Annotated in this window: 20 protein-coding genes and 2 pseudogenes; 5 read left to right on the top strand and 17 right to left on the bottom strand. The window is 71.5% G+C overall.

The features are described 5' to 3' along the window. Nucleotides 1-38: 38 nt before the first annotated feature. From KGQ19_RS15260 to KGQ19_RS51890, 6 genes are all read right to left on the bottom strand, one after another. Entirely contained in the window at nt 39-1,838 is a 1,800-nt protein-coding gene (locus tag KGQ19_RS15260; RefSeq protein WP_307856425.1) for a DEAD/DEAH box helicase, read from the bottom strand. A 70-nt stretch (nt 1,839-1,908) separates the two neighbouring features. Then, the gene (locus tag KGQ19_RS15255) at nt 1,909-4,194 is read right to left on the bottom strand and encodes a xanthine dehydrogenase family protein molybdopterin-binding subunit (protein ID WP_212009795.1); all 2,286 of its coding nucleotides are present in this window, start codon (nt 4,192-4,194) and stop codon (nt 1,909-1,911) included. Beyond that, nucleotides 4,191-4,757: a (2Fe-2S)-binding protein gene (locus tag KGQ19_RS15250; protein WP_212009794.1), complete on the bottom strand. Its 567-nt coding sequence runs from the start codon at nt 4,755-4,757 to the stop codon at nt 4,191-4,193. The genes KGQ19_RS15255 and KGQ19_RS15250 overlap by 4 nt, the downstream gene beginning before the upstream one ends. 79 nt (nt 4,758-4,836) lie before the next feature. Beyond that, nucleotides 4,837-6,432, bottom strand: a complete 1,596-nt coding sequence (locus tag KGQ19_RS15245; RefSeq protein WP_212009793.1) for an FAD binding domain-containing protein — start codon at nt 6,430-6,432, stop codon at nt 4,837-4,839. 8 nt (nt 6,433-6,440) lie between these two features. Then, nucleotides 6,441-6,740 carry a DUF3039 domain-containing protein gene (locus KGQ19_RS15240; RefSeq protein ID WP_212009792.1) on the bottom strand — a complete coding sequence of 100 codons (300 nt, stop codon included), beginning with the start codon at nt 6,738-6,740 and terminating at the stop codon, nt 6,441-6,443. A gap of 93 nt (nt 6,741-6,833) precedes the next feature. Continuing rightward, complete coding sequence (locus KGQ19_RS51890; RefSeq protein ID WP_212009791.1) at nt 6,834-8,489, bottom strand: RICIN domain-containing protein; 1,656 nt, start codon at nt 8,487-8,489, stop codon at nt 6,834-6,836. 173 nt (nt 8,490-8,662) lie between these two features. On the opposite strand from KGQ19_RS51890, the gene KGQ19_RS15230 reads away from it, so the two are divergent. Further along, nucleotides 8,663-9,544: a hypothetical protein gene (locus tag KGQ19_RS15230; protein WP_212009790.1), complete on the top strand. Its 882-nt coding sequence runs from the start codon at nt 8,663-8,665 to the stop codon at nt 9,542-9,544. A gap of 169 nt (nt 9,545-9,713) precedes the next feature. Here KGQ19_RS15230 and KGQ19_RS15225 read toward each other — a convergent pair whose 3' ends face one another. After that, a complete protein-coding gene (locus tag KGQ19_RS15225) occupies nt 9,714-10,331 on the bottom strand; it encodes a YqgE/AlgH family protein (RefSeq protein ID WP_194895370.1) in 618 nt (205 codons plus the stop codon). Between the two features lie 325 nt (nt 10,332-10,656). Between KGQ19_RS15225 and murA the strand changes: the two genes are divergently transcribed. The 3 genes and pseudogenes from murA to KGQ19_RS52760 form a co-directional block, all read left to right on the top strand. Then, entirely contained in the window at nt 10,657-12,027 is a 1,371-nt protein-coding gene (gene murA / locus KGQ19_RS15220; RefSeq protein WP_212009789.1) for a UDP-N-acetylglucosamine 1-carboxyvinyltransferase, read from the top strand. After that, a pseudogene (locus tag KGQ19_RS52765) lies at nt 12,024-12,242 on the top strand (DIP1984 family protein); the annotation flags it as partial. The gene murA and the pseudogene KGQ19_RS52765, both read left to right, overlap by 4 nt. A gap of 213 nt (nt 12,243-12,455) precedes the next feature. Continuing rightward, nucleotides 12,456-12,710 (top strand): annotated as a pseudogene (locus tag KGQ19_RS52760) (DIP1984 family protein); the annotation flags it as partial. A 296-nt stretch (nt 12,711-13,006) separates the two neighbouring features. On the opposite strand, the gene KGQ19_RS15210 reads toward KGQ19_RS52760, so the two are convergent. Together KGQ19_RS15210 and KGQ19_RS15205 are read right to left on the bottom strand one after the other, a co-directional pair. Continuing rightward, the gene (locus KGQ19_RS15210) at nt 13,007-13,486 is read right to left on the bottom strand and encodes a nitroreductase/quinone reductase family protein (protein ID WP_212009787.1); all 480 of its coding nucleotides are present in this window, start codon (nt 13,484-13,486) and stop codon (nt 13,007-13,009) included. Nucleotides 13,487-13,602: 116 nt separating this feature from the next. Next, nucleotides 13,603-15,015, bottom strand: a complete 1,413-nt coding sequence (locus KGQ19_RS15205) for an NAD-dependent malic enzyme (RefSeq protein WP_212009786.1) — start codon at nt 15,013-15,015, stop codon at nt 13,603-13,605. A 367-nt stretch (nt 15,016-15,382) separates the two neighbouring features. Between KGQ19_RS15205 and KGQ19_RS15200 the strand changes: the two genes are divergently transcribed. Further along, a complete protein-coding gene (locus tag KGQ19_RS15200; RefSeq protein ID WP_194895373.1) occupies nt 15,383-15,586 on the top strand; it encodes a cold-shock protein in 204 nt (67 codons plus the stop codon). A gap of 125 nt (nt 15,587-15,711) precedes the next feature. Here the strand turns inward: KGQ19_RS15200 and galE are convergent, their stop codons facing one another. From galE to KGQ19_RS15160, 8 genes are all read right to left on the bottom strand, one after another. Further along, complete coding sequence (gene galE / locus KGQ19_RS15195; RefSeq protein ID WP_212009785.1) at nt 15,712-16,683, bottom strand: UDP-glucose 4-epimerase GalE; 972 nt, start codon at nt 16,681-16,683, stop codon at nt 15,712-15,714. A gap of 84 nt (nt 16,684-16,767) precedes the next feature. Continuing rightward, complete coding sequence (locus KGQ19_RS15190; protein ID WP_212009784.1) at nt 16,768-17,436, bottom strand: LutC/YkgG family protein; 669 nt, start codon at nt 17,434-17,436, stop codon at nt 16,768-16,770. After that, nucleotides 17,433-18,890: a lactate utilization protein B gene (locus tag KGQ19_RS15185; protein ID WP_212009783.1), complete on the bottom strand. Its 1,458-nt coding sequence runs from the start codon at nt 18,888-18,890 to the stop codon at nt 17,433-17,435. Before KGQ19_RS15185 ends, KGQ19_RS15190 begins: the two co-directional genes overlap by 4 nt. Further along, nucleotides 18,887-19,570, bottom strand: coding sequence for a (Fe-S)-binding protein (locus KGQ19_RS15180; RefSeq protein ID WP_212009782.1), 684 nt, complete (start codon nt 19,568-19,570; stop codon nt 18,887-18,889). Before KGQ19_RS15180 ends, KGQ19_RS15185 begins: the two co-directional genes overlap by 4 nt. A gap of 1 nt (nt 19,571) precedes the next feature. Further along, nucleotides 19,572-20,507 (bottom strand): aldo/keto reductase, encoded by a 936-nt coding sequence (locus KGQ19_RS15175; RefSeq protein ID WP_212009781.1) that lies wholly within the window; start codon nt 20,505-20,507, stop codon nt 19,572-19,574. Nucleotides 20,508-20,585: 78 nt separating this feature from the next. After that, a complete protein-coding gene (locus KGQ19_RS15170) occupies nt 20,586-21,344 on the bottom strand; it encodes an SDR family NAD(P)-dependent oxidoreductase (RefSeq protein WP_230418687.1) in 759 nt (252 codons plus the stop codon). 10 nt (nt 21,345-21,354) lie between these two features. Further along, nucleotides 21,355-22,668 carry an enolase C-terminal domain-like protein gene (locus KGQ19_RS15165; protein WP_212009779.1) on the bottom strand — a complete coding sequence of 438 codons (1,314 nt, stop codon included), beginning with the start codon at nt 22,666-22,668 and terminating at the stop codon, nt 21,355-21,357. Then, nucleotides 22,665-23,525 (bottom strand): fumarylacetoacetate hydrolase family protein, encoded by an 861-nt coding sequence (locus KGQ19_RS15160; RefSeq protein ID WP_212009778.1) that lies wholly within the window; start codon nt 23,523-23,525, stop codon nt 22,665-22,667. The genes KGQ19_RS15165 and KGQ19_RS15160 overlap by 4 nt, the downstream gene beginning before the upstream one ends. Nucleotides 23,526-23,580: the final 55 nt, after the last annotated feature.

The following is a 23,580-nucleotide window of genomic DNA, read 5'->3' as shown; positions in this document are numbered from 1 at the left end:
CATCACAGCTACAGCCATCCCCGATGAGCAATGAGTACTTACTGACCACCCTCAGCAGCCCAGCGCCGCACCATATCGATCCGCTTCTGCAACTGCGTGGCCGTGGCCTGCGCGACCGCCGGGCCGCCGCACGTCCGCCGCAGCTCGCCGTGGATCGTCCCGTGCGGCTTGCCGGTCTTGTGGTGCCACGCGCCGACCAGTCCTTGCAGCTCCTTGCGGAGCTCCAGCAGCTGCTTGCGGGTCATCACCGGGCGTTCCTCGGCGCCGACGATGGCCTCGGCCTGGGAGCGGAGCAGTGCCTTCTTGCGTGCGCTGCTCAGGTGCATCTGCTGGCGCTTGGCCAGCAGTACCTTGATGTGCTCCGGCTCCAGGAGTCCGGGCAGGCCCAGGTACTCCGCCTCCTCGCGGGAGCCGGGGTCGGCGGGGAGGCCGAATTCGGCGCCGTCGTAGAGGACGCGGTCGAACTCGGCCTCGGAGTTGAGTGCCTGGAAGGTGAAGAGGTCTTCTTCGTAGCCCTGTTCCTTCTCCGTGCGGTTGGCCTCCGCGAGGAGTGCCTCTTCCTCGCCCCACACGTCCTCGGTGGTGGTGGCGCCGGTCGGCTTGTCCAGGGTGTGGTCTCGCTCCTTCTCCATCTCGTTCGCGAACTCCAGGAGAGTCGGGATCGAGGGGACGAAGACCGAGGCCGTCTCGCCGTGCCGGCGGGCTCGCACGAAGCGGCCGACCGCCTGGGCGAAGAACAGCGGGGTGGAGATGCCGGTGGCGTAGACGCCGACCGCCAGGCGGGGGACGTCCACGCCTTCCGACACCATGCGGACCGCGACCATCCAGCGGTCGTCGTTCTCGGAGAACTCGGTGATGCGGGCCGAGGCGGAGGGGTCGTCCGAGACCACGACCGAGGGCCGCTTGCCGGTGATGTCCTTGAGTATGTCCGCGTAGGCCCGCGCCGCGCCCTGGTCGGTGGCGATGACCAGGCCGCCGGCGTCCGGGATCCCGCGCCGGACCTCGCGCAGGCGGCGGTCGGCGGCCTGCAGCACCTGCGGCATCCAGTCGCCGGCCGGGTCCAGGGCGGTGCGCCAGGCCTGTTTGACAGCGTCCTGCGTCATCGGCTCGTTGAGCTGCATGGCGATCTCGTCGCCGGCCTTGGTGCGCCAGCGCATCCGGCCCGCGTAGGACATGAACACGACCGGCCGGACGACGCCGTCGGCCAGCGCCGCGCCGTAGCCGTAGGTGTAGTCGGCGACGCTTCGGCGGATGCCCTCGTTGTCCGGTGCGTAGGTGACGAACGGGATGGGGTTGGTGTCCGACCGGAACGGCGTACCGGTCAGCGCCAGGCGGCGCGCGGCCGGCTCGAAGGCCTCGTAGGTCGCCTCGCCCCAGGACTTGGAGTCGCCGGCATGGTGGATCTCGTCCAGGATCACCAGGGTCCTGCGACCCTCGACCCGGCGCCGGTGCAGCATCGGGTGCGCCGCGACGCCCGCGTAGGTCACGGCGATGCCCTGGTAGTCCCGGGAGGTGCCGCCGGCCGCGCCGCTGTAGTTGGGGTCGATCCTTATCCCGACCCGGTGTGCCGCCTCAGCCCACTGCGTCTTCAGGTGCTCGGTCGGTGCCACGATCGTGATGGTGTTCACCACGTGCCGGTCCAGCAGGTCCGTGGCGATCCGCAGTGCGAAGGTGGTCTTGCCGGCGCCGGGGGTGGCGACCGCCAGGAAGTCCCGCGGCTCGTGCTCCATGTACTCGTCCAGCGCCGCCTGCTGCCAGGCCCGCAGCCGCCCGGCGGTGCCGCGTACGGCCCGGTCGGGGTAGGACGGGGACAGGTGGGAGGCCGCCGAGATGCTCACGGATCCTCCTCTTGTTCCACCCGCTTGCCGTGCCGTTGATCGGTGGGTCCGTAAGGACCGACCCCCGAGATTACCTCAACTCCAGGACCCACCACGCCCGATCGGGTCGCAACGGCAGTCGAAGCGGTGAACCGCCCCGCGGATCGCCGACGGCGTCCCGGATCGCGGCCAGGACGGCGGCCGGGGTGGCCATCACCGACAGGTCGCCGACCGGCTTCATGCCGCCCAGCGGGGGCGCGGCGACCGGCAGGCCGTCCGGGCCGATCTCCTCCTTGGCGTCCTCGGCGGTCTCCAGCAACGCGGCGACCACGACCTCCGGGGCGTCCATCGTCGAGGGTTCGCCCCAGCCGAAGGGCAGATCCGAGCCCTCGGACAGGACGAAGCCGGCGCCGGCCACGGCTCCGGAGGCGACGCGGTGCACGGCCCGGTCCCGGACCGCGACCCGGCCCGCGTCCTGGGCGATCGCCACCTGGACCACGTTCACGAGCCCGAGTTCGGTGTCCACGTCCACGACCGCGCGCACCGCGCCGACCGCGACGCTGGCCGAGTCGGAGGTGCCGGTGAGGGCGGGCATCGCCAGCATCCGGAACTCGCCGTCGCCGCGCACCACGCGGCCCGGCGCCAGGCACTGGCGGTAGGCGTCGTCCAGCGGGAGGTGGAAGACGTCGTCGTGGGACACCAGGTAGCCGTCGATGACCTTCAGCAGCCCGCCGTCGATGCCGATCTGCTCGGCCAGCGAGCGGAAGAGCTTCGCACGGGCCTGTTTCGCGGCCGCCTCGACCGCGCTGCCGTGTACCCACGCCGGGTGCGTGACGGCCGTGGAGGAGGGCAGGGAGCCGGGGTCCTCCGGCGCCCGGACGGCGACCCGCTCCGGCGGGACGCCGAGGGTGCGCTCGACGGTGGTGCGGATCAGGTCGTGCAGGCCCGAGCCGGTCTCCACGGCCGAACAGGCGACCGTCGCGGCCGGGCCGTCCGGGGTCATCGAGACCAGCACGACGGCGGTCGCGTACTCCCCCAGCTGCGTCGGGTTCGACAGGTCGGCCATGCCCAGCGCCACGCCGACGCCGCGCCGGATCCGGGTGAGTTCCCCAGTCCGGCCAACGGTTCCGGGGTATTCGCGGATATCCGGTCCCGGCGGGAAACTCGGCATCGGGGTGTCCAGGATCTCGTGCAGACAGTCCGGGATCGGCACCGGCGCGGCGGCCGGCTTGCCCAGCGGATCGCTCGCGTCCGGCATCAGATCGCCGGGTCGCAGCAGATTGCGAAGCCGGACCTCCAGACCGCCCAGCCCGACCGCCGAGCCCGCGGCGTCCATCTGGGCCTCGTACGCCGCGCAGGTCAGGGCCCCGCCGCCGCCGCGTACGCGACCGGCCGGCGGGTTGTTCGTCCGCACCACCCGGCCGGTGACCCGGACGTTCGGCACCCGGTAGGGACCGACCGCCAGCCGGCAGGCCTCCTCCAGGATGTCTATCGTGGTGGAGGCGTAGGCACCGCCGTCGAGCAGGATGTCCGCCTCGACCGCGACCAGGCCGCCGTCCTCGCCCACCACGTGCCGGTAGCGCAGCGACGCCGCGGGACGGCCCGGGTGCGCCGGGGCGTCGCGCGGCACCACCGCCTTCACCGGCCGGCCGGTGGCCAGCGCCAGCAGCGCGGCCTGGACCTGGAGCCCGACGTCCTCGCGGTGGGTGTCGGCGCCGCCGACCCGGGTCGGGATGACGTGCACCTTCTCCACCGGCAGGCCCAGGCACTGCGCGACCACCTCGCGGTCGCCGCGCGGCGACACGGTCGCCACGTAGATCTCGATCCCGCGCTCGCCGTTCGGCACCGCGATCACCACGGCCGGGGCCGCGGGGCGGGCGTCGAGGCCGTCGAAGACGTACTCGCCCCGGACCACCTTGCGACCGGCGGACTCGGCGCTGGCCGGATCGGCCAGCGCCGCCGGATCGGCGCCGAAGGCCAGGGTGGTGGTGTGCAGGACGTTGCCGTCCGGGTGGATCGGCGGCGCGGTCGAGGCCTGATCCGGGTCGTGCAGCGGCCGCAGCGGGTCCCAGATCACCCGCACCCGCTCGGCCGCGCGGCGGGCCAGCGCCGGGTGCTCGGCGGCGACCACGGCCACCGGCTCGCCGATGTAGCGGGCCACGTCGGCGGCCAGCACCGGCTGGTCGATGGAGCGCGGGCCGTGGAAGTTGTAGCCGGGCAGGTCCGCGGCGGACAGGACGGCGTGCACGCCGGGGACGGCGCGCGCCGCCCGCATGTCCAGGCCGCGGATCGCCGCGCTGGCGTGCGGAGAGCGGCGTACGCCCATCCACAGCATGCCCTCGGCCCGCAGGTCGGCCGGGAACTTGGGCTCGGTCACGACTCTGTTTCCCCCGCCTCGATCACGAGCACGGCCATCTCGCCGGAGTCGCCGCCGGCCGGGCCCCTGGTGCCGCCGTCCCCGACGCCGGCCTCCTTCGCCCGGGCCACGGCCTCGATCCAGCGTCCCGATTCGGCGCACCGGCAGACCAGCCCGGCCAGCGCCTCGCGGATCGCCGCCGGGCCGGGATCGGCGTTGCGGCGCAACAGATCGGTGATGGCGACGGTGAGCGCGGGGGCGCAGAACCCGCAGGGGCTCGCGTTGGCCGCCACGACCGCTTCGCGCGCGGCCTCGAAGGCCGCGTCCTGGGGCGTGCGCACGTCCCGGTCCGCCGCCGCGACCGCGGGCACCAGGCAGGCCGCCGCCGGGCGGCCGTCCAGGGTCACCAGACAGGACCCGCATTCCCCGATCGAGCAGCCGTCGCGCGGCTCGTCGAGGTCCAGGCGCTCGCGCAACACCGCCAGCAGCGAGTCGCCGATCCACACCTGCGGCACCGGATATTCGTGCCCGTCGACGCGCAGCGTCAGGCCGACGGCCGGCCATTCGACCGCCGACTCGCTCACCTGTGGCTCACTGGTCCGTCCCCCTTGCCCGACACGTTTCTACTGTTGTCTCTACTGTTGTCCGACTACCGACTACCGGCTACTGGTCCTGGTTCCGTGCCTGTTCAGCGCGCTCGACTTCGGCACGCTCGACCCGCTGCTTGGCGCGCTGGAAGTCTGCTCGCTTCTGCAGCTCGCGGACCTGGTCCAGCCAGCCCAGCGGCGGCAGGGCGCGCAGCAGGGCGCGGCGGGCGCAGATCTCCACGGCCTTACGACGATACGGGTCGCCGCCCCCGCCGAGGGTTCCGCTCCCGTCGCCATAGACGAGGGAGTCGGCGACCAGGCGGCCGAAGGTCTCATAGACGGTCGGGTCGGCGATCGCGGCGGCGTCCCAGTCCACCTGCTCGGCCAGCCAGCGGTCGGCATGGTCGGCGCGCAGCAGGGTCGGCAGGCCGCCGCGGCCGGTGCCGGACGGCAGCCCGGCCAGCGCCATCGCGCCGACCACGCAGGTCGCGCTGCGCCGGGCCGGGTCCACGGCCAGCATGATCGACAGGATCGCGCGGGAGATGCCGCCGCGCACGCCGATCTTCATGAAGCCCTGCATGCCCTCCACGACCGGCACCCGCGCGCCGACGACCAGCTCGCCGGGGGCGAGCTGGGGGACGCCGTCGCGGTCGTAGAAGTCGGACACGGTCACGGTCCGCACGCCGTCGGCGGAGGCCACCAGCACCGAGGCGCCGAGCGCGGCGAGCACCACCGGCAGGTCGGCCGAGGCCGGGCCGACGACCAGGTTGCCGCCGAGGGTGGCGACCGCGCGGATGTGCGGGGCGCCGACCGTCCGCACGGCCTGGTTCAGCGCGGGAACCTGCTGGCGCAGGTCGCGTTGCTGCATTTCGGCCAGCGTCAGGCCGGCGTGCAGCAGCACCTCGCCGGAGCCGGTGGACCAGCCGCGCAGCTCGGCGCAGCGGTGCAGGGTCAGGACGGCGCCGGGGTGGCGGCGGCCGGCGGTGATGTCCGGCATGGCCACGGTGCCGCCGGCGATGATCACGGCGTCCGGGTGCTCGGCCAGGACCTGGACGGCTTCGACCACGGTCTGCGGGCCGAACAGGGAGCGGGCGGCGGTGACGGCGGAGCCGGCCAGGCCGGGACCGAGGTGCGGTTGGTCTGCTGCCGGGTTCGGGGCTGCGCCGCTGGCCGCGCCGGCTGAGCCCGCGCCGACTGAGCCCGCGCCGTCCGGAGTGGCCGCAGCCGCTGTGCCCGAGCCGCCTGGAGCGCCCGAAGCGCCCGCTGCAGCCGAGCCGCCCGAACCGCCCGAACCGGCGAACCAGCTCGCCCCCGAGGCATCCGACCCGCTGCCGGCAGCGGCCATGACCGTCGGCGCGTCCGCGGCAGCCGAGCCATCGCCTGCGCGATTCACGCCTGCCGACCCACCTGCCGACCAAGGAGCGCCCGGCCGCCCGGCCGCGCTGTCAGCGGCCGAGGCCGACCGCCCGGCTATCTCGTCCTCGCCGCCGTCGTCCTCGAAAGTGCCCAGCTCGAAGCCGGGCCGCTCGCCCTCGCCCCCGAAGACCAGCGCGCCGTCCGGGCTCCCGCCGGACCGCACCGGCACCGAGTGGCCACCGGCCGGCCCGGCCGCGCCGGCACCGCCGCCGAATCCCCCGTCGCCGCCGGACGGCCCGAAACCGTCCGGCCCCATGATCCCGGTCAGTTCGACCCGCCGTCGCCGTCGTCGCCGCCGCCACCGGGCTCCAGGCCCTCGAAGATCTCCTTGCACTCCGGGCACACGGGGAAGCGGCTCGGGTCCCGCGAGGGCACCCACACCTTCCCGCACAGCGCCACGAGCGGCGTGCCGAACACGGACGCCTCCATGATCTTGTCGCGCTCGGCGTAGTGCGCGAAGCGCTCCTCGTCACCGGGCTCGTAGCGGTAGTCGGACTCGACGCGTTCCTCGACGATCGTCGAGCCGCCGGTGTCCGTATCCGGTTCGAAAGTCGGCGTGCTCATGCTCTTGAGTCTATGCCGCGCCGCCACCGGCGAGCAGCGCCCGCGGCGCGACGCGGCACTGGATCGTTACCTGCAGGTCACACGCTGGATGCGTCAGCCGTGCAGGTAAACGATCCCCAACTCGTTGAGCTGCCAGAGCTGGTTCGCGGCTCCGGTGTAGGGCTGCAACTCGATCTCCGGGTTGCCGGAGCCGTCAGTCGAGCCGCCGATCGTGGCGACCAGGTTCTGGTTCTGTGCCGAGGCCACCGCGTAGTAGCCGCCGCCCTCGGGCTTGAAGAACCAGTGCTGGTTGGCGTTGCCGGTGCAGGCCCACTGCTCCAGCTTCACTCCGGCCGCAGCCGTCCCGCCGGTCGCGTCCAGGCACATGTTGCGGTTGCCGCTGTAGTCGACCTCGTAGGAGCCGTCGGACTTGATCTCGGTGACGAAGGACTGGTTCAGCCCGCCGGTGGTGGAGTAGGTGATCAGCGGCCGGCCGTTGGTCGAGTCGCCGTCGGTGCCGCCGCCGGAGAAGTCCCAGACGTTGCCGCTGGCCTTGCTGGTCAGCTGGAACCAGCCGCCGTCGTCGACCTGGTCCATCCAGGGCTGCCCGGGGGTCAGCGGCCGGACGGTGGTGCCGTCCTGCTGGTCCAGGGTGCAGTACGACTCAGGGTTCGCCGATCCGTAGAAGTCGCCCAGGCACGCGCCCTCGCCCTCGTACCCGGCCACCCGCAGGTGGTAGGACTGCCGGATCTCGTCCATGCAGATCAGGCCGCCGAACAGGACCTTCTGGTCGCAGCCGTTGCGGGTCATCTCCGAGGTGTCGATGACGTCGCCGTTGGTGTACTCATACGGCGAAGTGGTCATCTCCGCGCAGACCTCGTGGCCGTAGCTGACCCGGCGCTGGTCCAGGTAGCGCACGCCGGGCACCTGCTCGGCGGCGTGCCGCAGCGCGTCGGAGAACAGCGGGACGACCAGGTTGTGGCCCCAGGCCAGGTCCTCGGTGAAGGCCGGGCAGCCGTTGGCGACCTTGCTCGCGTAGTTGTCGATGCCCGAGCGCAGGTCCGGGGTGATCGGCGTGAAGTAGGACTGGAAGACGAGCTGGTAGTCCGAGTCGGCGTACCCGGCGTCGCGCATCGTCTGCCGGACGTCCTCGATCGCCGCGATCACCTTCGGCTGCACGGCCGCCGCACGCCGCTGGATCTCAGCGGTGCCGATGGTGTCCCGGCAGCCGGTGGACTGCGGGATCGGGAAGTACTGGTTGAGGCAGGACTCCATGATCTGCGTGAACTCGAAGTCGTCGTTGGCGCCGATGGTCAGCACGACCATCTTCACGTCGTTCGACCCGGCGATCGTGGCCAACTGCGTGTCCTGCTTCGCCTCGCCGTAGTCGCCGCCGCCGCTGCCGGTGACCGCGGAGTACTGCGGCAGCGAGGCGATGTCCCCGGTCTGCGCGCCGGAGCAGGCGATGTCGAAGGGGGTGAGCCCGGACAGGCCGGTGTCGAAGATCTCGGACTTGGTGCTGCGGTGGCAGTAGTCGCTGGGCCCGTCGGTGCCGGCGACGTAGCCGTCGCTGGTGTCGGTCCCGGAGCCCTCGCCGGAGATGGCGCTGTCGCCCATCGCGACGATGGCCGCCGCGCCGGTGTGGGTGGCCGCGGGGGTGGCCGCGGCGCCCGCCGGGGGCGCGGTGGCCTGGGCGGTGCCGCTCCAGGCGGACACCAGTGCGCCGGTGAGCGCCGTGGCCGCGAGCAGGGCGATGAGGGGTCTGTTCACAAAGTGCTCCTAGCAGGTGGGGAGGTGCTTCGGAGGTGGAACATGACGATTCCTCAAATATGACTTACCTGCGGGTAGCAAACAAGGGGCAGGTTCCGGCGCCGCGCGCCGCCCCCGGTTGCGGGCTACCAAGCGGTCACAATGGAGCGAACCGCTATGAATGGACTGATACTGTGACCGAGAACCCGAATACCCCGCCGGACCCGAACGCCGGCCAGCCCCCTGGCGGTCCGATCGGCCAGCCCTCGACGCCGGCGCAGCCGACACCGTCTCAGACGCCTGCGGCCCAGTCGGCCACCGACTCTGCGAAGTCTGAGGCAGCGGGGTCTGGGGCTGCGAAGTCCGGGGCGGCCCAGGCCGAGACCGCGAAGTCCGAGGCAGTCTCGGCCGCGAAGTCCGCCACCGAGCCGGGCGAATCCGGCGGCTCCGCCCAGCCCGGTTCCGTCCAGCCCGGTTCCGCCCAGCCCGGTTCCGTCCAGCCCGGTTCCGTCCAGCCCGGCGCCGAATCACCGGTGACGCAGAACCCGGCGACCGGCGGCCTCTCCGAGAACCCGTGGGTCGAACCGACCGAGGAAGAAGCCGGGTTCGCCGAGCCGGTGGACCCGAACGCCCCGAACACCGGCGTCGCGGCCACCTTCCTGCCGGGCATCGACGCCGCCGCGGTCCTGGCGCTGGTCGTGGCGGCCCTGGCGGCCGGTGCGTACCTGCTGGTCAACCCGCTGGTCCAGGCCCACGACGCGGCCCGGACCTGGTCGGACTTCAAGAACAACGTGCCGCGCACCAAGCAGGACCCGTTCGGCGTGCAGCGGGACTGGGTCTCCTACCAGTCCTGGGCGCACATCATCCTGGGCCTGGTCGCGGTGCTGTTGGCGCTGTTGGTGCTGGGGCTGTGGACGGCGCGGAGGAACAAGCTGCGGTCGCGCTCGTTCGCGCAGGCCGCGCTGGTGCTGGGGCTCGCGGTGGTGCTCTACGGCATCCTGCTCAAGACCGGCGCTGTCGGGTCGGAGATCCCGAGCATGAAGGCCATCACCTCCGGGCTCAGCTCCTCGCAGTAGCGCGCGGCGTTGGCGTACGGCAGCAGCGCGCGGCAGTAGCGCACACGAGTACCCGCACACGCTCAAGGGCCCGGCGCCGCGGACCGACCGCGGTGCCGGGCTCTGGAGCGGGTTACATCTCAGCTAATTGAGATCAGAGCCCTCAGCTCATCGGGATCAGAGCCCTCGGTCAATTGAGATCAGGGTCCTCGGTCCAGTTCGCCACCATCGCGATCGGCCCGCCCTGCCGCCGCAGCACCTTGCGCCACAGCTCCTCCGGCTCGGTGGTGAACACGTCGGCCAGCTCCGGCTCGACCACGTACCAGGCCCGCTGCGCCAGCTCCCCGGCCAGCTGCCCGGGGCCCCAGCCGGCGTAGCCGGCGAAGATCCGCAGCGCGGTCAGGTCCGGGGCCAGCACCTCCGGCGGGGCGTCCAGGTCGACCAGGCCCAGCCGGCCGGAGAACTGGCGCCAGCCCAGCGGCTCCTCGCCGGGTACCGCCGCTTCCGGCCGCACACAGGCGATGCCCAGCGCCGAGTCCAGTGCCACCGGCCCGCCCAGGAACACCGTGGGAGGCTCGGCCGCCAGCGGCGCCCAGGTCTCCAGCACGTCCTCGACGTCCAGGCTGCCGGGCCGGTTGAGGACGACGCCCAGGGTGCCGTCGTCGTCGTGGTCGACGACCAGCACCACCGTGCGGTCGAAGTTGGGGTCGACCAGGACCGTGGTGGCGACCAGCAGTTTGCCGGTCAGCCGCTCCAGCGGCACTCTGCCGCCGTCCTGCTCCCCCGCGTCGCGCCCTGCGTCCGTCATGGCACACATGATCCCGCACCCGGACCCCCGCTGGCGCCTTTTGCCCCAAGGCCCGCGCGTCCGCGACCGCCTCTTGACGCTCTGTTGACCTTCCGCGCCCGCGTCCGTCCCGGATCGGCGACACTCAGCGTTCGAACCAGTACGTCCTGTTGTCCCGCACCGGGTCCGCCCGGGCCGACACCTGACGCACGAACTGTGATCTTCGCGAGCTTCGACCGCATGCGCCCGGTGTTCGAGTACCCTGGACCGGCCGCCGCCCCGCCCCGTTCCGCCCCGTTCCGCAGCCCCGGCGGAACGGTCCGAAGCACACACCCAGTGGAGAACCATGGAGCTGAGCACCGCTTCCGACGTCCTGACTGTGCACGGCGGTACCGCCCTGTCCGGGGAGGTCCGGGTCCGAGGGGCGAAAAACCTGGTTCCCAAAGCGATGGTGGCCGCGCTGCTCGGACACGGGACCTCGGTGCTGCACAACGTGCCGCAGATCTCCGACGTCCGGATCGTCACCGGTCTGTTGGAGGCGCACGGAGTCTCGGTCACCCGCGGAGCCCCCGGGCCCGACGGAGAGCCGAGCGACACCCTGATCCTGGACCCGGCCTCGGTCGAGCAGGCCAGTGACACCGCGGTCGAGGCGCACGCCGGCACCAGCCGGATCCCGGTCCTGTTCTGCGGCCCGCTGCTGCACCGGCTGGGCCGGGCCTTCATCCCGGACCTGGGCGGCTGCAAGATCGGCGACCGGCCGATCGACTTCCACCTGGACGCCCTGCGGGCCTTCGGCGCGGTGGTCGAGAAGCGCCCCGAGGGGCTGCTGATCTCGGCTCCCGAACGGCTGCGCGGCACCCAGATCCGGCTGCCCTACCCCAGCGTCGGCGCCACCGAGCAGGTGCTGCTGACCGCGGTGCTGGCCGAGGGCGTGACAGAGCTCTCCAACGCCGCCACCGAGCCGGAGATCGTGGACCTGATCGCGGTGCTGCAGAAGATGGGCGCGATCATCTCCGTGCACAACGGCCGGGTGATCCGGATCATCGGCGTGGACCAGCTCGGCGGCTTCACCCACCGCGCCATCCCCGACCGGCTGGAGACCGCCTCCTGGGCCTGCGCGGCCCTGGCCACCGGCGGCGACATCCGGGTGATCGGCGCCGCCCAGGGCGAGATGATGACGTTCCTCAACGTCTTCCGGCGCATAGGGGGAGACTTCGAGGTCGACGACACCCCCGGCGAGCCCTCGATCCGGTTCTGGCACTCCGGCGGCCAGATGCGCGCCCTGGCCCTGGAGACCGACGTCTACCCGGGCCTGTCCACCGACTGGCAGCAGCCGCTGGTGGTGGCCCTGACCCAGGCCCACGGTCTGTCGATCATCCACGAGACGGTCTACGAGCAGCGGCTGGGCTTCACCGACGCGCTGAACCGGATGGGCGCCCAGATCCAGCTGTACCGGGAGTGCCTGGGCGGCAGCGCCTGCCGCTTCGGCCAGCGCAACTTCATGCACTCGGCGGTCATCTCCGGCCCGACCAAGCTGCACGGCGCCGAACTGACCATCCCCGATCTGCGCGCCGGCTTCAGCTACCTGATCGCCGCGCTCGCCGCGCAGGGCACGTCCACGGTGCACGGCATCAGCCTGATCCGCCGCGGCTACGAGGACTTCGAGGCGAAGCTCTCGGCGCTGGGCGCGGACGTGGAACTGGGCCTCGGGGCGTGAAACTGGCCGAGGCGCTGGCGCTGCGCGCGGACGCCGCGCGCCGGATCGAGCAGCTCAAGGCACGGATCGTCGCCAACGCCCGGTATCAGGAGGGCGAGGAGCCGTCCGAGGACGCCGCCGCGCTGCTGTCCGAGACCGGAGCGGTGCTGGACGAGTTCGAGTCGTTGGTGCGGCGGATCAACCGCACCAACGCCGCGGCGGTACTCGGACCGGACGGCGGCGCCGATGGCGGCTCGGCCGGCAGCGACTCGACTGGCAACCGCTCGGGCGACAGCGACTCGGCCGACAACAGCTCGGGCGACAGCGACTCGGCCGACAACAGCTCGGCCGGCAACGGTTCTGCCGGCAACGGTTCTGCCGGCAACGGTTCTGCCGGCGGCAACTCGGCTGGCAACGGTCCCGCCGGCGGCAACTCCGCCGGCAACGGCTCGCCCGGCACCCTCAGCGACGCCCTGGCCCGCCGCGACACCCTGCGGCTGCGGCACTCGGTGATCACCGCGGCGGCCGACGCCGCCGCCGGGAAGTCCGCCGGGTACCAGCGCCAACTGCGCTCGGAGCTGAAGATGCTGTCCGCGCTGCCGGTCGCGACGCTACGGGCCCAGGGCGACGCACTGAGCCGCCAGATCCGCGAGCTCGACGTCCGGATCCAGCGCGCGAACTGGGAGGTCGACCTTCTGGACTGACCGTGTGGAGCAGGTAACCGTCGCGGAGGCGGGCACGAACCCGACGAGCCGACGGGGAAATCTCGGCTCACCGCTGGCGCACGAAGGGCAGTGCGGGGTTCGACTCCCCACTTCACAACTGAGCCCAGCACGGCGCACAGGTAACAACGCACCGGGCACACCTCACCACCATGTGCAGATCCGCGACGGCGAGGGCGGGCAAGGGGCACTCCCACGGCCACGGGCACGGCGGTCGCGATTCGATTCGCGGCCGCCGTGCTTCATGTTCCGCCGCGGCTCACCCGGTTTTGTCCCGGCTACCCCACCTGCGGGGTCAGCAGGATCGCCCGGGCCCCGAGCCGCACCGCCTCGCGCACCGCGTCCGGATCCGGTTCCCCGGCGGCGTCGAACCCGATGGTGTGGAACTTCGCGAACGCGTGGTTGTCCCGGCACATCACCGTGTAGAGCTCGGCGACCCGGTCGGCGTCCGTCACCACCTCGACCTCGGCCGAGCGCAGCCGCCCCTTGTACCGGACCTGGATCGGGTCGCCGGTGCGCAGGTTGCGGACCCAGCCGAACTGCGTGCCGATCAGCACCTTCCCGTCGTGCTCCATGTAGGCGATCGGGATGGCGTACCGCTTGCCGCTCTTGCGGCCGAAGACGTACAGCAGGATCAGATCGCGGCCGATCCCCTTGGCCACTCCCGGCGTGCTCAACGCCGCGCGGGTGAGTGCGTTCACCAGGCCTTGTACCGGCAGCTTCCGGGCCTGCCCCGCCGCTTTCTTCTCGGTACCCATGGTGCGGACGCTACTCCGGCATCCGCACCCCGACCACGGTTCGGCGCCGGTCGGTGCGCCCGGCCGGTACGCCCGGCCGACGTCGCGCGCGCTCGGCGCCTGCCCGCCCTACTCCCCTACTCCGCCTGCTCGCCCTTCACCGCCGCGACCACGGCCTCCGCGACGGTCTTGGCCAGGTCCTTGTGGAACACGCTCGGCACGATGTAGCTGGGGTTCAGGTCGCTGTCCGGCACCGCCGAGGCGATCGCCCGGGCCGCGGCGACCAGCACCTCGGGGGTGACGTCGTTGGACTGCGCGTCGATCAGGCCGCGGAAGACGCCGGGGAAGGCCAGCACGTTGTTGATCTGGTTCGGGTAGTCGCTGCGGCCGGTGGCCACCACGGCCGCGTGCGCCAGCGCGTCGTCCGGGTCCACCTCGGGCTCCGGGTTGGCCAGGGCGAAGACGATCGCGCCGGGGGCCATGGTCGCGATGTCGTCGCCGGTGAGGATGCGCGGGGCGGAGACGCCGATGAAGACGTCGGCCCCGGCCAGCGCCTCCTTCAGGGTGCCGGTGAGGTTGCCGGGGTTGGTGTGGTCGGCGACCCAGCGCAGCTCGCCGTCGCCGTCGCCGCCGTTCACGTCGGCGCGCCCGACGTGCACGACGCCGTGGTAGTCGGCGACCGTGATGTCGGTGGCGCCGGCGGCGATCAGCAGTTTGAGGATCGCGGTGCCGGCCGCGCCCGCGCCGGAGCCGACGATCCGCACGTCCTGGAGCTTCTTGCCGACCACCTTCAGCGCGTTGGTCAGCGCGGCCAGCACCACGATCGCGGTGCCGTGCTGGTCGTCGTGGAAGACCGGGATGTCCAGCTCCTCGCGCAGCCGGCGCTCGATCTCGAAGCAGCGGGGCGCGCTGATGTCCTCCAGGTTGATCCCGGCGAAGCCCGGGGCGATCGCCTTGACCACCATGATGATCTCCTCGGTGTCCTGCGTGTCCAGGCACAGCGGCCACGCGTCCACCCCGGCGAACTGCTTGAACAGCGCCGCCTTGCCCTCCATCACCGGCAGCGCCGCGATCGGCCCGATGTTGCCCAGCCCGAGCACCGCCGAGCCGTCGGTGACCACGGCCACGGTGTTGCGCTTGATGGTCAGGCGCCGGGCGTCGCCGGGGTTCTCGGCCAGGGCCAGCGACACCCGCGCGACGCCGGGGGTGTAGGCCATGGACAGCTCGTCGCGGTTGCGCAGCGCGACCTTGGAGCTCATCTCGATCTTGCCGCCGAGGTGCATCAGGAAGGTCCGGTCGGAGACCTTGCCGACCTCGACCCCCTCGATCTTGGCCAGCTCCTCGGTGATCGCCCGGGAGTGCTCCTCGCTGCTGGCCGCGATCGTGACGTCGACCCGCAGCCGGTCCCGCCCGGAGCCGGAGACGTCCAGGCCGGTCACGACGCCGCCGGCGTCCTCCACCGCCCTGGTGATCCCGCTCACCGCGTTGCCGTAGGAGGGTGCCTCCAGACGGACGGTGATCGAATAGGACACGCTGGGCGAGGCGGACACGGGCGGTTCTCCTTTGGACTGCCGGTTTTTCTTGTGTCAAGCCTAGACTCCCGGCGGCCCGGCCCGGGGCACAGACGGAACGGTCTGTGGTCGCCGTCGGTACTGCGACGCGTAGCGCCTTCTTAACGGGCGGTGGCGGGAGACAGGTGGGCCGGCCGGAGCGGCCCGTGACGTGATCGAGTCGTGGCTGAAGCGTGATCTCCCCGCATGATCTCCGCTCTCGCCGGGGCCGGAATGATCGCGTACACTCGCAGCCAAGGTCGTAAAGTTCGCGGTGTTAAAGGCCCAGCGGAACTAATTCCGCCGGGCCATTCTCGTCTGGGGCCAGTGGCCGACAACAGCACTTCAAGTATGAAATGAGAGCAGGATGGCTCAGGGGACAGTCAAGTGGTTCAACTCCGAGAAGGGCTTCGGCTTCATCGCCCAGGATGAGGGCGGCCCGGACGTGTTCGTGCACTTCTCCGCCATCCAGTCGAGCGGCTACCGCTCGCTGGAGGAGAACCAGCGCGTCGAGTTCGAGGTTACTCAGGGGCCGAAGGGCGCCCAGGCGGAGAACGTCCGCCCGGTCTGAGGAAACCTCTCGGATATAACGCGAGCCGCATTCGGAAGTACTCTTCCGAATGCGGCTTTTCGGTGCCCGAGAACAACGCCTACGGATATCAGCCCTGGAAATCGCCTAAGGGCTGATATGGGCGACTAACGGCGATAGAAGGCCCAGGCGTCGGCGACCGACTCGATCAGCTCGGTCCGCTCCGGATTCCAGCCCAGGACGGTCCGCGCGCGCTCGGCCGAGGCCACCAGCCGCGCCGGGTCGCCCGCGCGCCGCGGCTTCTCCACCGCCGGGACCGGGGCGCCGGTCGCCTTGCGCACCGCCTCCAGCACCTCGTAGACCGAGAACCCGGTGCCGGTGCCCAGGTTGCAGATCAGGTGCTCGCCCTTCTTGGCCGCGCCCAGCGCCAGCAGGTGCGCCTCGGCCAGGTCCCGCACGTGGATGTAGTCGCGGATCGCGGTCCCGTCCGGGGTCGGGTAGTCGGTGCCGAACACCGAGGCCTCCGGCGCGTTGCCGGCCGCCACATCGAGCAGCCGCGGGATCAGGTGGGTCTCCACTTCGTGCCGCTCGCCCTGCGGACCGTAGGCGCCGGCGACGTTGAAGTAGCGCAGTGAGACCGCCGCGATGCCGTAGGCCGGGGCGGCGAAGGTCAGCATCTGGTCGGCGGCCAGCTTCGAGGCGCCGTAGGGGTTGGTCGGCACCGTGGGCATGTCCTCGGTGATCGGCGTGACCGCCGGCTCGCCGTAGCAGGCGGCGGTCGAGGAGAAGACGATCGTGCCGATCCCGTTGTCCCGCATCGCTTCCAGCAGGTTCGCGGTGGTGGTGATGTTGTGCCGGAAGTAGCGGGCCGGCTCGGCCACCGACTCCCCGACCAGCGAGCGCGCCGCGAAGTGCAGGATCGCGTCGATCGGGCCGGCCGCGGTGACGTCGCGCAGCACGTCCCCGAGCTGGCGCTGGTCCAGCACGTCCGCGTGCCGGAACGCCGCCCCGGCCGGCACCGCGTCCCGGTGCCCGGTGGACAGGTCGTCGACCACCGTCACCTCGTGCCCGGCCTCGACCAGCACCGCGGAAGTGACCGAACCGATGTACCCCGCGCCCCCAATGACCAGCAACCGCATGCTTTCGAGACCTCCGCTAGGACCGACTGGAACGGGCTCAGCCTAGCGGAGTTCTCTGAGAAAAGCTCCCAGAGTTAAACAGGTTCAATCAGAAATCAACACAACGGCCAGGGTCCGCGGCCCGTGCACGCCCTCGACCCGGTCCAGCTCGATGTCCGAGGTCGCCGAGGGCCCGGAGATGAAGGTGGTCGGCCGGTCCGGGGTCAGCGCCCGGAGGGCCGGCGGCACGTCGGCCGCCACCTGCGAGGCCCGGACCACGCACAGGTGCAGGTCCGGGACCAGCGACAACGCCCGGCGGCCCTGCCCGGGCCCGGCGTCCAGGACGATGGTGCCGGTCAGCGCGATCCCCCGGGCGGCCAAGGTGATCACCCCGTCGGACGCGTCCAGCTCGGCGGGGGTCAGCGGCGGGTCGTCGGACAAGCGAGAGCCCTGATACCCGGCCAGTAGCACTTCCGGGAAGGCCGGAGGTACAACCAGGCTCTGGATCCCTTTGTCCGCAAGGATCCGGGCGATCTCGGCCGGAGCCTCGGCCTCGGTGACCCGGGTGACCGTGGCGCGGTAGTCCTCGACGCGCTCCACGAACAGATCGACGACGGCGCCGGCATCGCCGGACACGTGGCTGTCGGCGTACTCGCGGGTGACTTCGACGTCCTCGGGGCGCTCCTCGCGGGGCACATCGCGCAGCGCGGACCGGATCCGGCCGAGGATCGCCGCTTTGGCGTCAGCCGAATCGGCCGGTGTCAGCGCACTCATCCCCGTCCCGCCTTCCGCCACCACGTCCGGAACGACTCCCGCGCCGGCACCGGCACGTCCCGCGCTCCCGTCCACTTCTTCGCCGGCCCCGGCAGCCACTTCCCGCCGCCGAGCCCCGCGATCCGCCCCGCCATCGCGCCCAGCCGCTCGGCCAGCGCGAGCCGGCGTGGCGAGCCGAACACCAGTTGCGCACCCTTCATCGCCAGCGCCTCCGGCTTCGGCAGGCCGCCCCGGTGCGAGTCCACGACCTTCGCCCGCAGGTGCACCAGCATCTCCGGGATGTCGATGCGCACCGGACAGGCGTCGTAGCAGGCTCCGCACAAGGTCGAGGCGAACGGCAGCGAATCGGCGTGCTCTGATGTCCCGACCCCGACCAGCTGCGGCGTCAGCACCGCGCCGATCGGGCCCGGGTACACCGATCCGTAGGACCGGCCACCGGTCCGCTCGTATACCGGGCAGACGTTCAGGCAGGCCGAGCAACGGATGCAGTGCAGCGCCGAGCGTCCCGCGGTGTCGGCGAGCGTCTTCGTGCGGCCGTTGTCGAGCAGGATCAGGTGGAACTCCTGCGGCCCGTCGCCGGGCGTGACGCCGGTCCACAGCGACGTATAAGGGTTCATCCGTTCCGCCGTCGACGATCTCGGCAGCAGTTGCAGGAACACTTCCAGGTCGCCGAACGACGGCAGGACCTTCTCGATCCCCATCACCGTGATCAGCGTCTCGGGCAGCGTCAGGCACATCCGGCCGTTGCCCTCGGACTCCACGACCCCGACGGTCCCGGTGTCCGCGCACGCGAAGTTGGCCCCGGAGACCGCCACCTTCGCGCGCAGGAACTTCTCCCGCAGGTGCACGCGCGCCGCCTCGGCCAGCACCCGCGGCTCGTCGGTGAGGCCGTCCGGCGCCGGGACGCCGTGCTTGCCCATCTCCCGCCGGAAGATGTCGCGGATCTCGGTGCGGTTGCGGTGGATGGCCGGGACCAGGATGTGCGAGGGCCGGTCGTCGTTCAGCTGCACGATCAGCTCGGCCAGGTCGGTCTCGGTGGCCTCGATGCCCTCGTCCTGGAGCGCCTCGTTGAGCCCGATCTCCTGGGTGGCCATCGACTTGATCTTGACGACCTCGGTCGCGCCCTTGGCCCGCACCAGCTCGGTGACGATCCGGTTGGCCTGGCGCGCGTCCTGGGCCCAGTGCACGACGCCGCCGGCGGCGGTGACCGAAGCTTCCAGCTGGAGCAGGTACTCCTCCAGGTGCCGCATCACCCGGTCCTTGATCTGCGAGCCGGCCAGCCGCAGCGTCTCCCAGTCATCGAGCTCCGCGACGGCGCGCAGCCGCTTGTCGCGGATCGTCGTGGTCGCGTGCTTCAGGTTGTGGCGCAGCTGGGTGTCCAGGAGCGCGTCGTGCGCGGCCTTGGGGAACGTCGGGGATCCCAGCCACACCACATTCACTTCGTCGCGGCTCATCGTGTCGCCGCCAGGATCTCGGCCAGATGCAGGGTCCTGACTCCTGACTTGACCCGCCCGAGTCCGCCGCCGATGTGCATCAGGCAGGAGTTGTCGGACGCACACAGCGCCTGCGCGCCGGTCTTGCGCACGTTGCCCATCTTGTCCTGCAACATGGCCACCGAGGTCTCAGCGTTCTTCATCGCGAACGTGCCGCCGAAGCCGCAGCACGACTCGGCCTCCGGCAGCTCGACCAGATCGATGCCCTCGACCGCGCGCAGCAGCCGCAACGGCTTGTCGCCGACGCGCAGCATGCGCAGGCTGTGGCAGGTCGGGTGGTAGGTGACACGATGCGGATAGTAGGCGCCGACGTCGGTCACTTCCAGGACGTCCACCAGGAATTCCGAGAACTCGTACACGTTCGGCGCCGTCTCGGTCTCGTGGTGGTGCCGGACGTGGCCGCCGCACGAGCCGGAGGGCGTGACGATCGCGTCGTATCCGCGGAACGCGTCGTTGAACGCCCCGACCAACGAGTCGGCCTCGCGCCGGTACCCGGTGTTGTAGTGCATCTGTCCGCAACAGGTCTGCGCCATCGGGAACTCGACGGTGTGGCCCAGCCGCTCCAGCACGGCGGTGACCGCCTTGCCGGTGTCCGGGAACAGCATGTCGTTGTAGCAGGCGATGAACAGCGCGATACGCATCTCAGACCTCTGCCCACAGCGCTTCGGGGATCGGCAGCCGCGCCATCTCGACGCAGTCCCGCACCTCCTCCGGCGACCGCGCGCCGATCAGCACCGACTTCACCGCCGGATGACGCTGCGGGTACCGCAGGGCCGCGGCGCGCAGCGGGACACCGTACCGCTCGCAAGCGTCCTTGAGCCGCAGCGCCTCGTTCAGGATCTCCGGCGGCGCGGCCAGATAGTTGTAGGTCGAGCCCGGCTTCGGGTCGACCAACAGCCCGGAGTTGAACACCCCGCCGATCACTATGCCCACACCTCGCACCGCCGCCTCGTCCAACAGCTCCGCACCGGAGCGTTCGAGCAGCGTATAGCGGCCGGCCAGCAACACGACATCGATGTTCGTCTCGCGCACGAACCGCAGCGGCACCTCGGTCTGGTTCATCCCGACGCCGATGGCGCCGATCACCCCCTCGGAGCGCAGCTTCGCCAAGGCCGGGAACGCCTCGCTTATCGCCTGCTCCGCATGCAGATCGGGATCGTGGATCAGGACCGTGTCGATGCGGTCCAGGCCGAGCCGTTCCAGGCTGGCCTCGATCGACCGGCGCACCCCGTCCCCGGAGAAGTCCCACACCCGCCGGAACGCGGCCGGCACCGCGAACCCCTCGGAATCGGCACCGATCGGATCCGCCACCGGCTCCAGAATCCGGCCGACCTTCGTCGACAACACGAACCCATCCCGCGGCCGTTCCCGCAACGCCGCACCGAGCCGCCGCTCCGACAGACCGAGGCCGTAGTGCGGCGCGGTGTCGAACGCGCGGATGCCCGCGTCCCAGGCGGCGTCCACCGCGGCGCGCGCCTCGTCGTCGCCCACCTCGGTGAACAGGTTGCCGAGCGCCGCGGCCCCGAACGACAACTCGGTCAGCTCCACGCCGCGGCCGATGGTGCGCTCAGCGCTCACCGCGCACCGTCCGCCGCGTCGCGCCGGTGGGGGTTCAAGTCCCCACTCGGACACCCGTTGTTGCTCTTGGACATGCGGCTACTGTCCCACGGGCCGCAGCCGCAACCCGGCCATTCCGCCGTCCACGGCGAGTGCCGTCCCGGTGACCGAAGCCGCGGTCGGCGAGGCCAGATACGCGATCGCCGCGGCGACCTCGTCGGCCGACACCAGCCGTCCCATGGGCTGGCGCGCCTCCAGCGCCGCGCGCTCGGCCGCCGGGTCCTCGGCGGCGTCCAGGAGGCGGCCGACCCAGGGGGTGTCGGCGGTGCCGGGGTTGACGCAGTTCACCCGGATGCCCTCGCGGACGTGGTCCGCGGCCATCGCCAGGGTCAGGGACAGCACCGCGCCCTTGGTCGCCGAGTAGAGGGCGCGCTGGGGCAGGCCGGCGGTGGCGGCGATCGAGCAGGTGTTCACGATCGCAGCGTGCTGTGACGCGCGCAGGGCCGGCAGCGCGGCGCGGGTCACCCGGACCATGCCGACCACGTTGACGTCGTAGACCTTCATCCACTGCTCGTCGGGGTTGTCCTCGACCGTGCCCGCGGCGCCGATGCCGGCGTTGTTGACCAGTACGTCCAGGCCGCCGAGGACGTCCAGGGCCGAGGCCAGGGCGGCGCGGACCGAGGCGTCGTCGCGGACGTCCGCCTTGAAGCCGTGCAGGCCGGCGTCGACGGCGGCGGCCGGGTCCAGGTCCAGCACCGCCACGGCGGCGCCGCGGTTGGCCAGCAGCCGGGCGGTGGCCGCGCCGATGCCCGAGCCGCCGCCGGTGACGACCGCCTTCAGTCCTTCGAAGTCCCGCATCCTGTGCACCTCACACCTCTCCTCGGTCCGCACGCCAGAATGTGCCGTCAGGGAACGAATACGCTTCCAGGGTGGCCGGGAACATCTCGGCTGAGAAGCCCGGTGTCGATGGGGCCTGATACGCGCCGTCCTTGATCACCGTCGGTGCCAGGAAGTGCTGGTGCAGGTGATCGACGTACTCGATGACCCGGTCGGTGCGGGTGCCGGACAGGGCCACGAAGTCGAACATCGACAGGTGCTGCACCAGCTCGCACAGCCCGACCCCGCCGGCGTGCGGGCAGACCGGCACACCGAACTTGGCCGCCAGCAACAGGATCGCCAGGTTCTCGTTGACCCCGCCGACCCGCGCCGCGTCCAGTTGCACGAAGTCGATCGCCTCGGCCTGGAGCAGCTGCTTGAAGATGATCCGGTTCTGCACGTGCTCCCCGGTCGCCACCTTCACCGGCGCCACCGCGGCCCGGATCGCGGCGTGCCCGAGCACGTCGTCCGGCGAGGTCGGCTCCTCGACCCAGTACACGTCGAACTCGGCCAGCGCCTTGACCCACTCGATCGCCTCGTGCACGTTCCAGCGCTGGTTGGCGTCGATCGCCAGCCGGATGTCCGGTCCCACCGCGGCCCGCGCGGCCCGGGCCCGGCGCACGTCGTCGGCCAGGTCGGCGCCGACCTTCAGCTTGATCTGGCCGAAGCCGGCCCGGACCGCCTCGTGGGCCAGCCGGGTCAGCTTCTCGTCGGAGTAGCCGAGCCAGCCCGGCGAGGTGGTGTAGCCCGGATACCCCTCGGCCCGCAGTCGCTCCTCGCGCGCCTGCGCGCCGTTCTTACCGTGCCGCAACAGTTCCAGCGCTTCTTCGGGGGTCAGCGCGTCGGTGAGGTAGCGGAAGTCGACCTGCGAGACCAGCCATTCCGGATCGGCGTCGGCGAGCAGTTTCCACAGCGGCACCCCGGCGCGCTTGGCCGCCAGGTCCCAGACCGCGTTGACGACGGCGCCGATCGCCATGTGCATGACGCCCTTCTCCGGTCCCAGCCACCGCAGCTGGCTGTCACCGATCAGCGCGCGGCTGACGATGCCCGGGTCGGCGCAGACCTGCTCCACGTCCAGCCCCAGGACGTGGTCGCGCAGCGCCTCGATCGCCGCGACCTGGACGTCGTTGCCGCGGCCGATGGTGAAGGTGAACCCGTGCCCGGACAGGCCGTCCTCGGCGTCGGTGCGCAGGATGAGGTACGCGGCCGAGTAATCAGGGTCCGGATTCATCGCGTCCGAGCCGTCCAGCTCGCGCGAGGTCGGGAAGCGGACGTCGAACGTCTCCAGACCGACGATCCGGCTCATGCCTGGACCAGATTCGAACGCTGCGATCCCAGCCCGTCGATCTCCGACTCGACCACGTCGCCGGCCCGCAGGTAGGGGTGGTCGGCCATGCCGAGCGCCACACCGGCCGGGGTCCCGGTGTTGATGACGTCGCCCGGCTCCAGCACCATGTGCTGCGACAGGTAGTGGATCACCTCGGCCACGCCGAAGATCATGTTCTCGGTGTTGCCGTTCTGCCGCCGCTCGCCGTTGACCGACAGCCGCAGTCCCAGCTTCTGGAAGTCGCCGGCCTCCTCGGCGGTGACCAGCCACGGACCCAGCGGGTTGAAGGTCTCACAGGACTTGCCCAGGTCCCACTGCCCGGAGCGTTCCAGCTGGAACTCGCGCTCGGAGACGTCGTTGCTGATCGCGAAGCCGCCGATGACGCCGAGCGCGGCCTCGTGCGAGTCCAGGTAGCGGGCCCGCTCGCCGATGACGACGGCCAGCTCCACCTCCCAGTCGGTCTTCACCGAGGCCCGCGGGATGAGGATGTCGTCGTTCGGGCCGACGACCGTGTAAGGGTCCTTCATGAACACCACCGGCCGCGGCGGCAGCGCCGCGCCGGTCTCCTCGGCGTGGTCGCGGTAGTTCAGCCCGATGCACACCACCTTGCCCGGCCGGGCCACGGCCGCGCCGACGCGCAGTCCGGCGATCTCCTCGGCGGGGATCTCGGGCAGGGTCCCGGCCTCGGCGGCGGCCCGGATCGCCTCCGGGCCGTGATCGGCCCAGAACGCACGGTCCACGTCGCTGATGACGCCGGTCAGATCGAAGTGGCGGCCGTCGGAGGCGAGCAGCACGGGGCGCTCGCGGCCGGGCTCGCCCAGGCGGAGGAGTCTCACGTTCCGGGACTCTAGGCAAACATCGGATCTATCGTCAAGGGATTCAAGATCCTTC

Source organism: Catenulispora pinistramenti, assembly GCF_018274385.1.
Classification (GTDB): domain Bacteria; phylum Actinomycetota; class Actinomycetes; order Streptomycetales; family Catenulisporaceae; genus Catenulispora; species Catenulispora pinistramenti.
The sequence above is the reverse complement of the archived record's forward strand: the minus strand, read 5'-3'. Positions and strand labels throughout refer to the sequence as shown.

Coding starts and splice junctions, on each gene's coding strand:
- KGQ19_RS15245 (WP_212009793.1), bottom strand. CDS start 6,432: ATGGGGCCGGACGGTTTCGGGCCGTCCGGCGGCGACGGGGGATTCGGC.
- KGQ19_RS15240 (WP_212009792.1), bottom strand. CDS start 6,740: ATGAGCACGCCGACTTTCGAACCGGATACGGACACCGGCGGCTCGACG.
- KGQ19_RS15225 (WP_194895370.1), bottom strand. CDS start 10,331: ATGACGGACGCAGGGCGCGACGCGGGGGAGCAGGACGGCGGCAGAGTG.
- murA (WP_212009789.1), top strand. CDS start 10,657: ATGGAGCTGAGCACCGCTTCCGACGTCCTGACTGTGCACGGCGGTACC.
- KGQ19_RS15210 (WP_212009787.1), bottom strand. CDS start 13,486: ATGGGTACCGAGAAGAAAGCGGCGGGGCAGGCCCGGAAGCTGCCGGTA.
- KGQ19_RS15200 (WP_194895373.1), top strand. CDS start 15,383: ATGGCTCAGGGGACAGTCAAGTGGTTCAACTCCGAGAAGGGCTTCGGC.
- galE (WP_212009785.1), bottom strand. CDS start 16,683: ATGCGGTTGCTGGTCATTGGGGGCGCGGGGTACATCGGTTCGGTCACT.
- KGQ19_RS15190 (WP_212009784.1), bottom strand. CDS start 17,436: ATGAGTGCGCTGACACCGGCCGATTCGGCTGACGCCAAAGCGGCGATC.
- KGQ19_RS15185 (WP_212009783.1), bottom strand. CDS start 18,890: ATGAGCCGCGACGAAGTGAATGTGGTGTGGCTGGGATCCCCGACGTTC.
- KGQ19_RS15180 (WP_212009782.1), bottom strand. CDS start 19,570: ATGCGTATCGCGCTGTTCATCGCCTGCTACAACGACATGCTGTTCCCG.
- KGQ19_RS15170 (WP_230418687.1), bottom strand. CDS start 21,344: ATGCGGGACTTCGAAGGACTGAAGGCGGTCGTCACCGGCGGCGGCTCG.
- KGQ19_RS15165 (WP_212009779.1), bottom strand. CDS start 22,668: ATGAGCCGGATCGTCGGTCTGGAGACGTTCGACGTCCGCTTCCCGACC.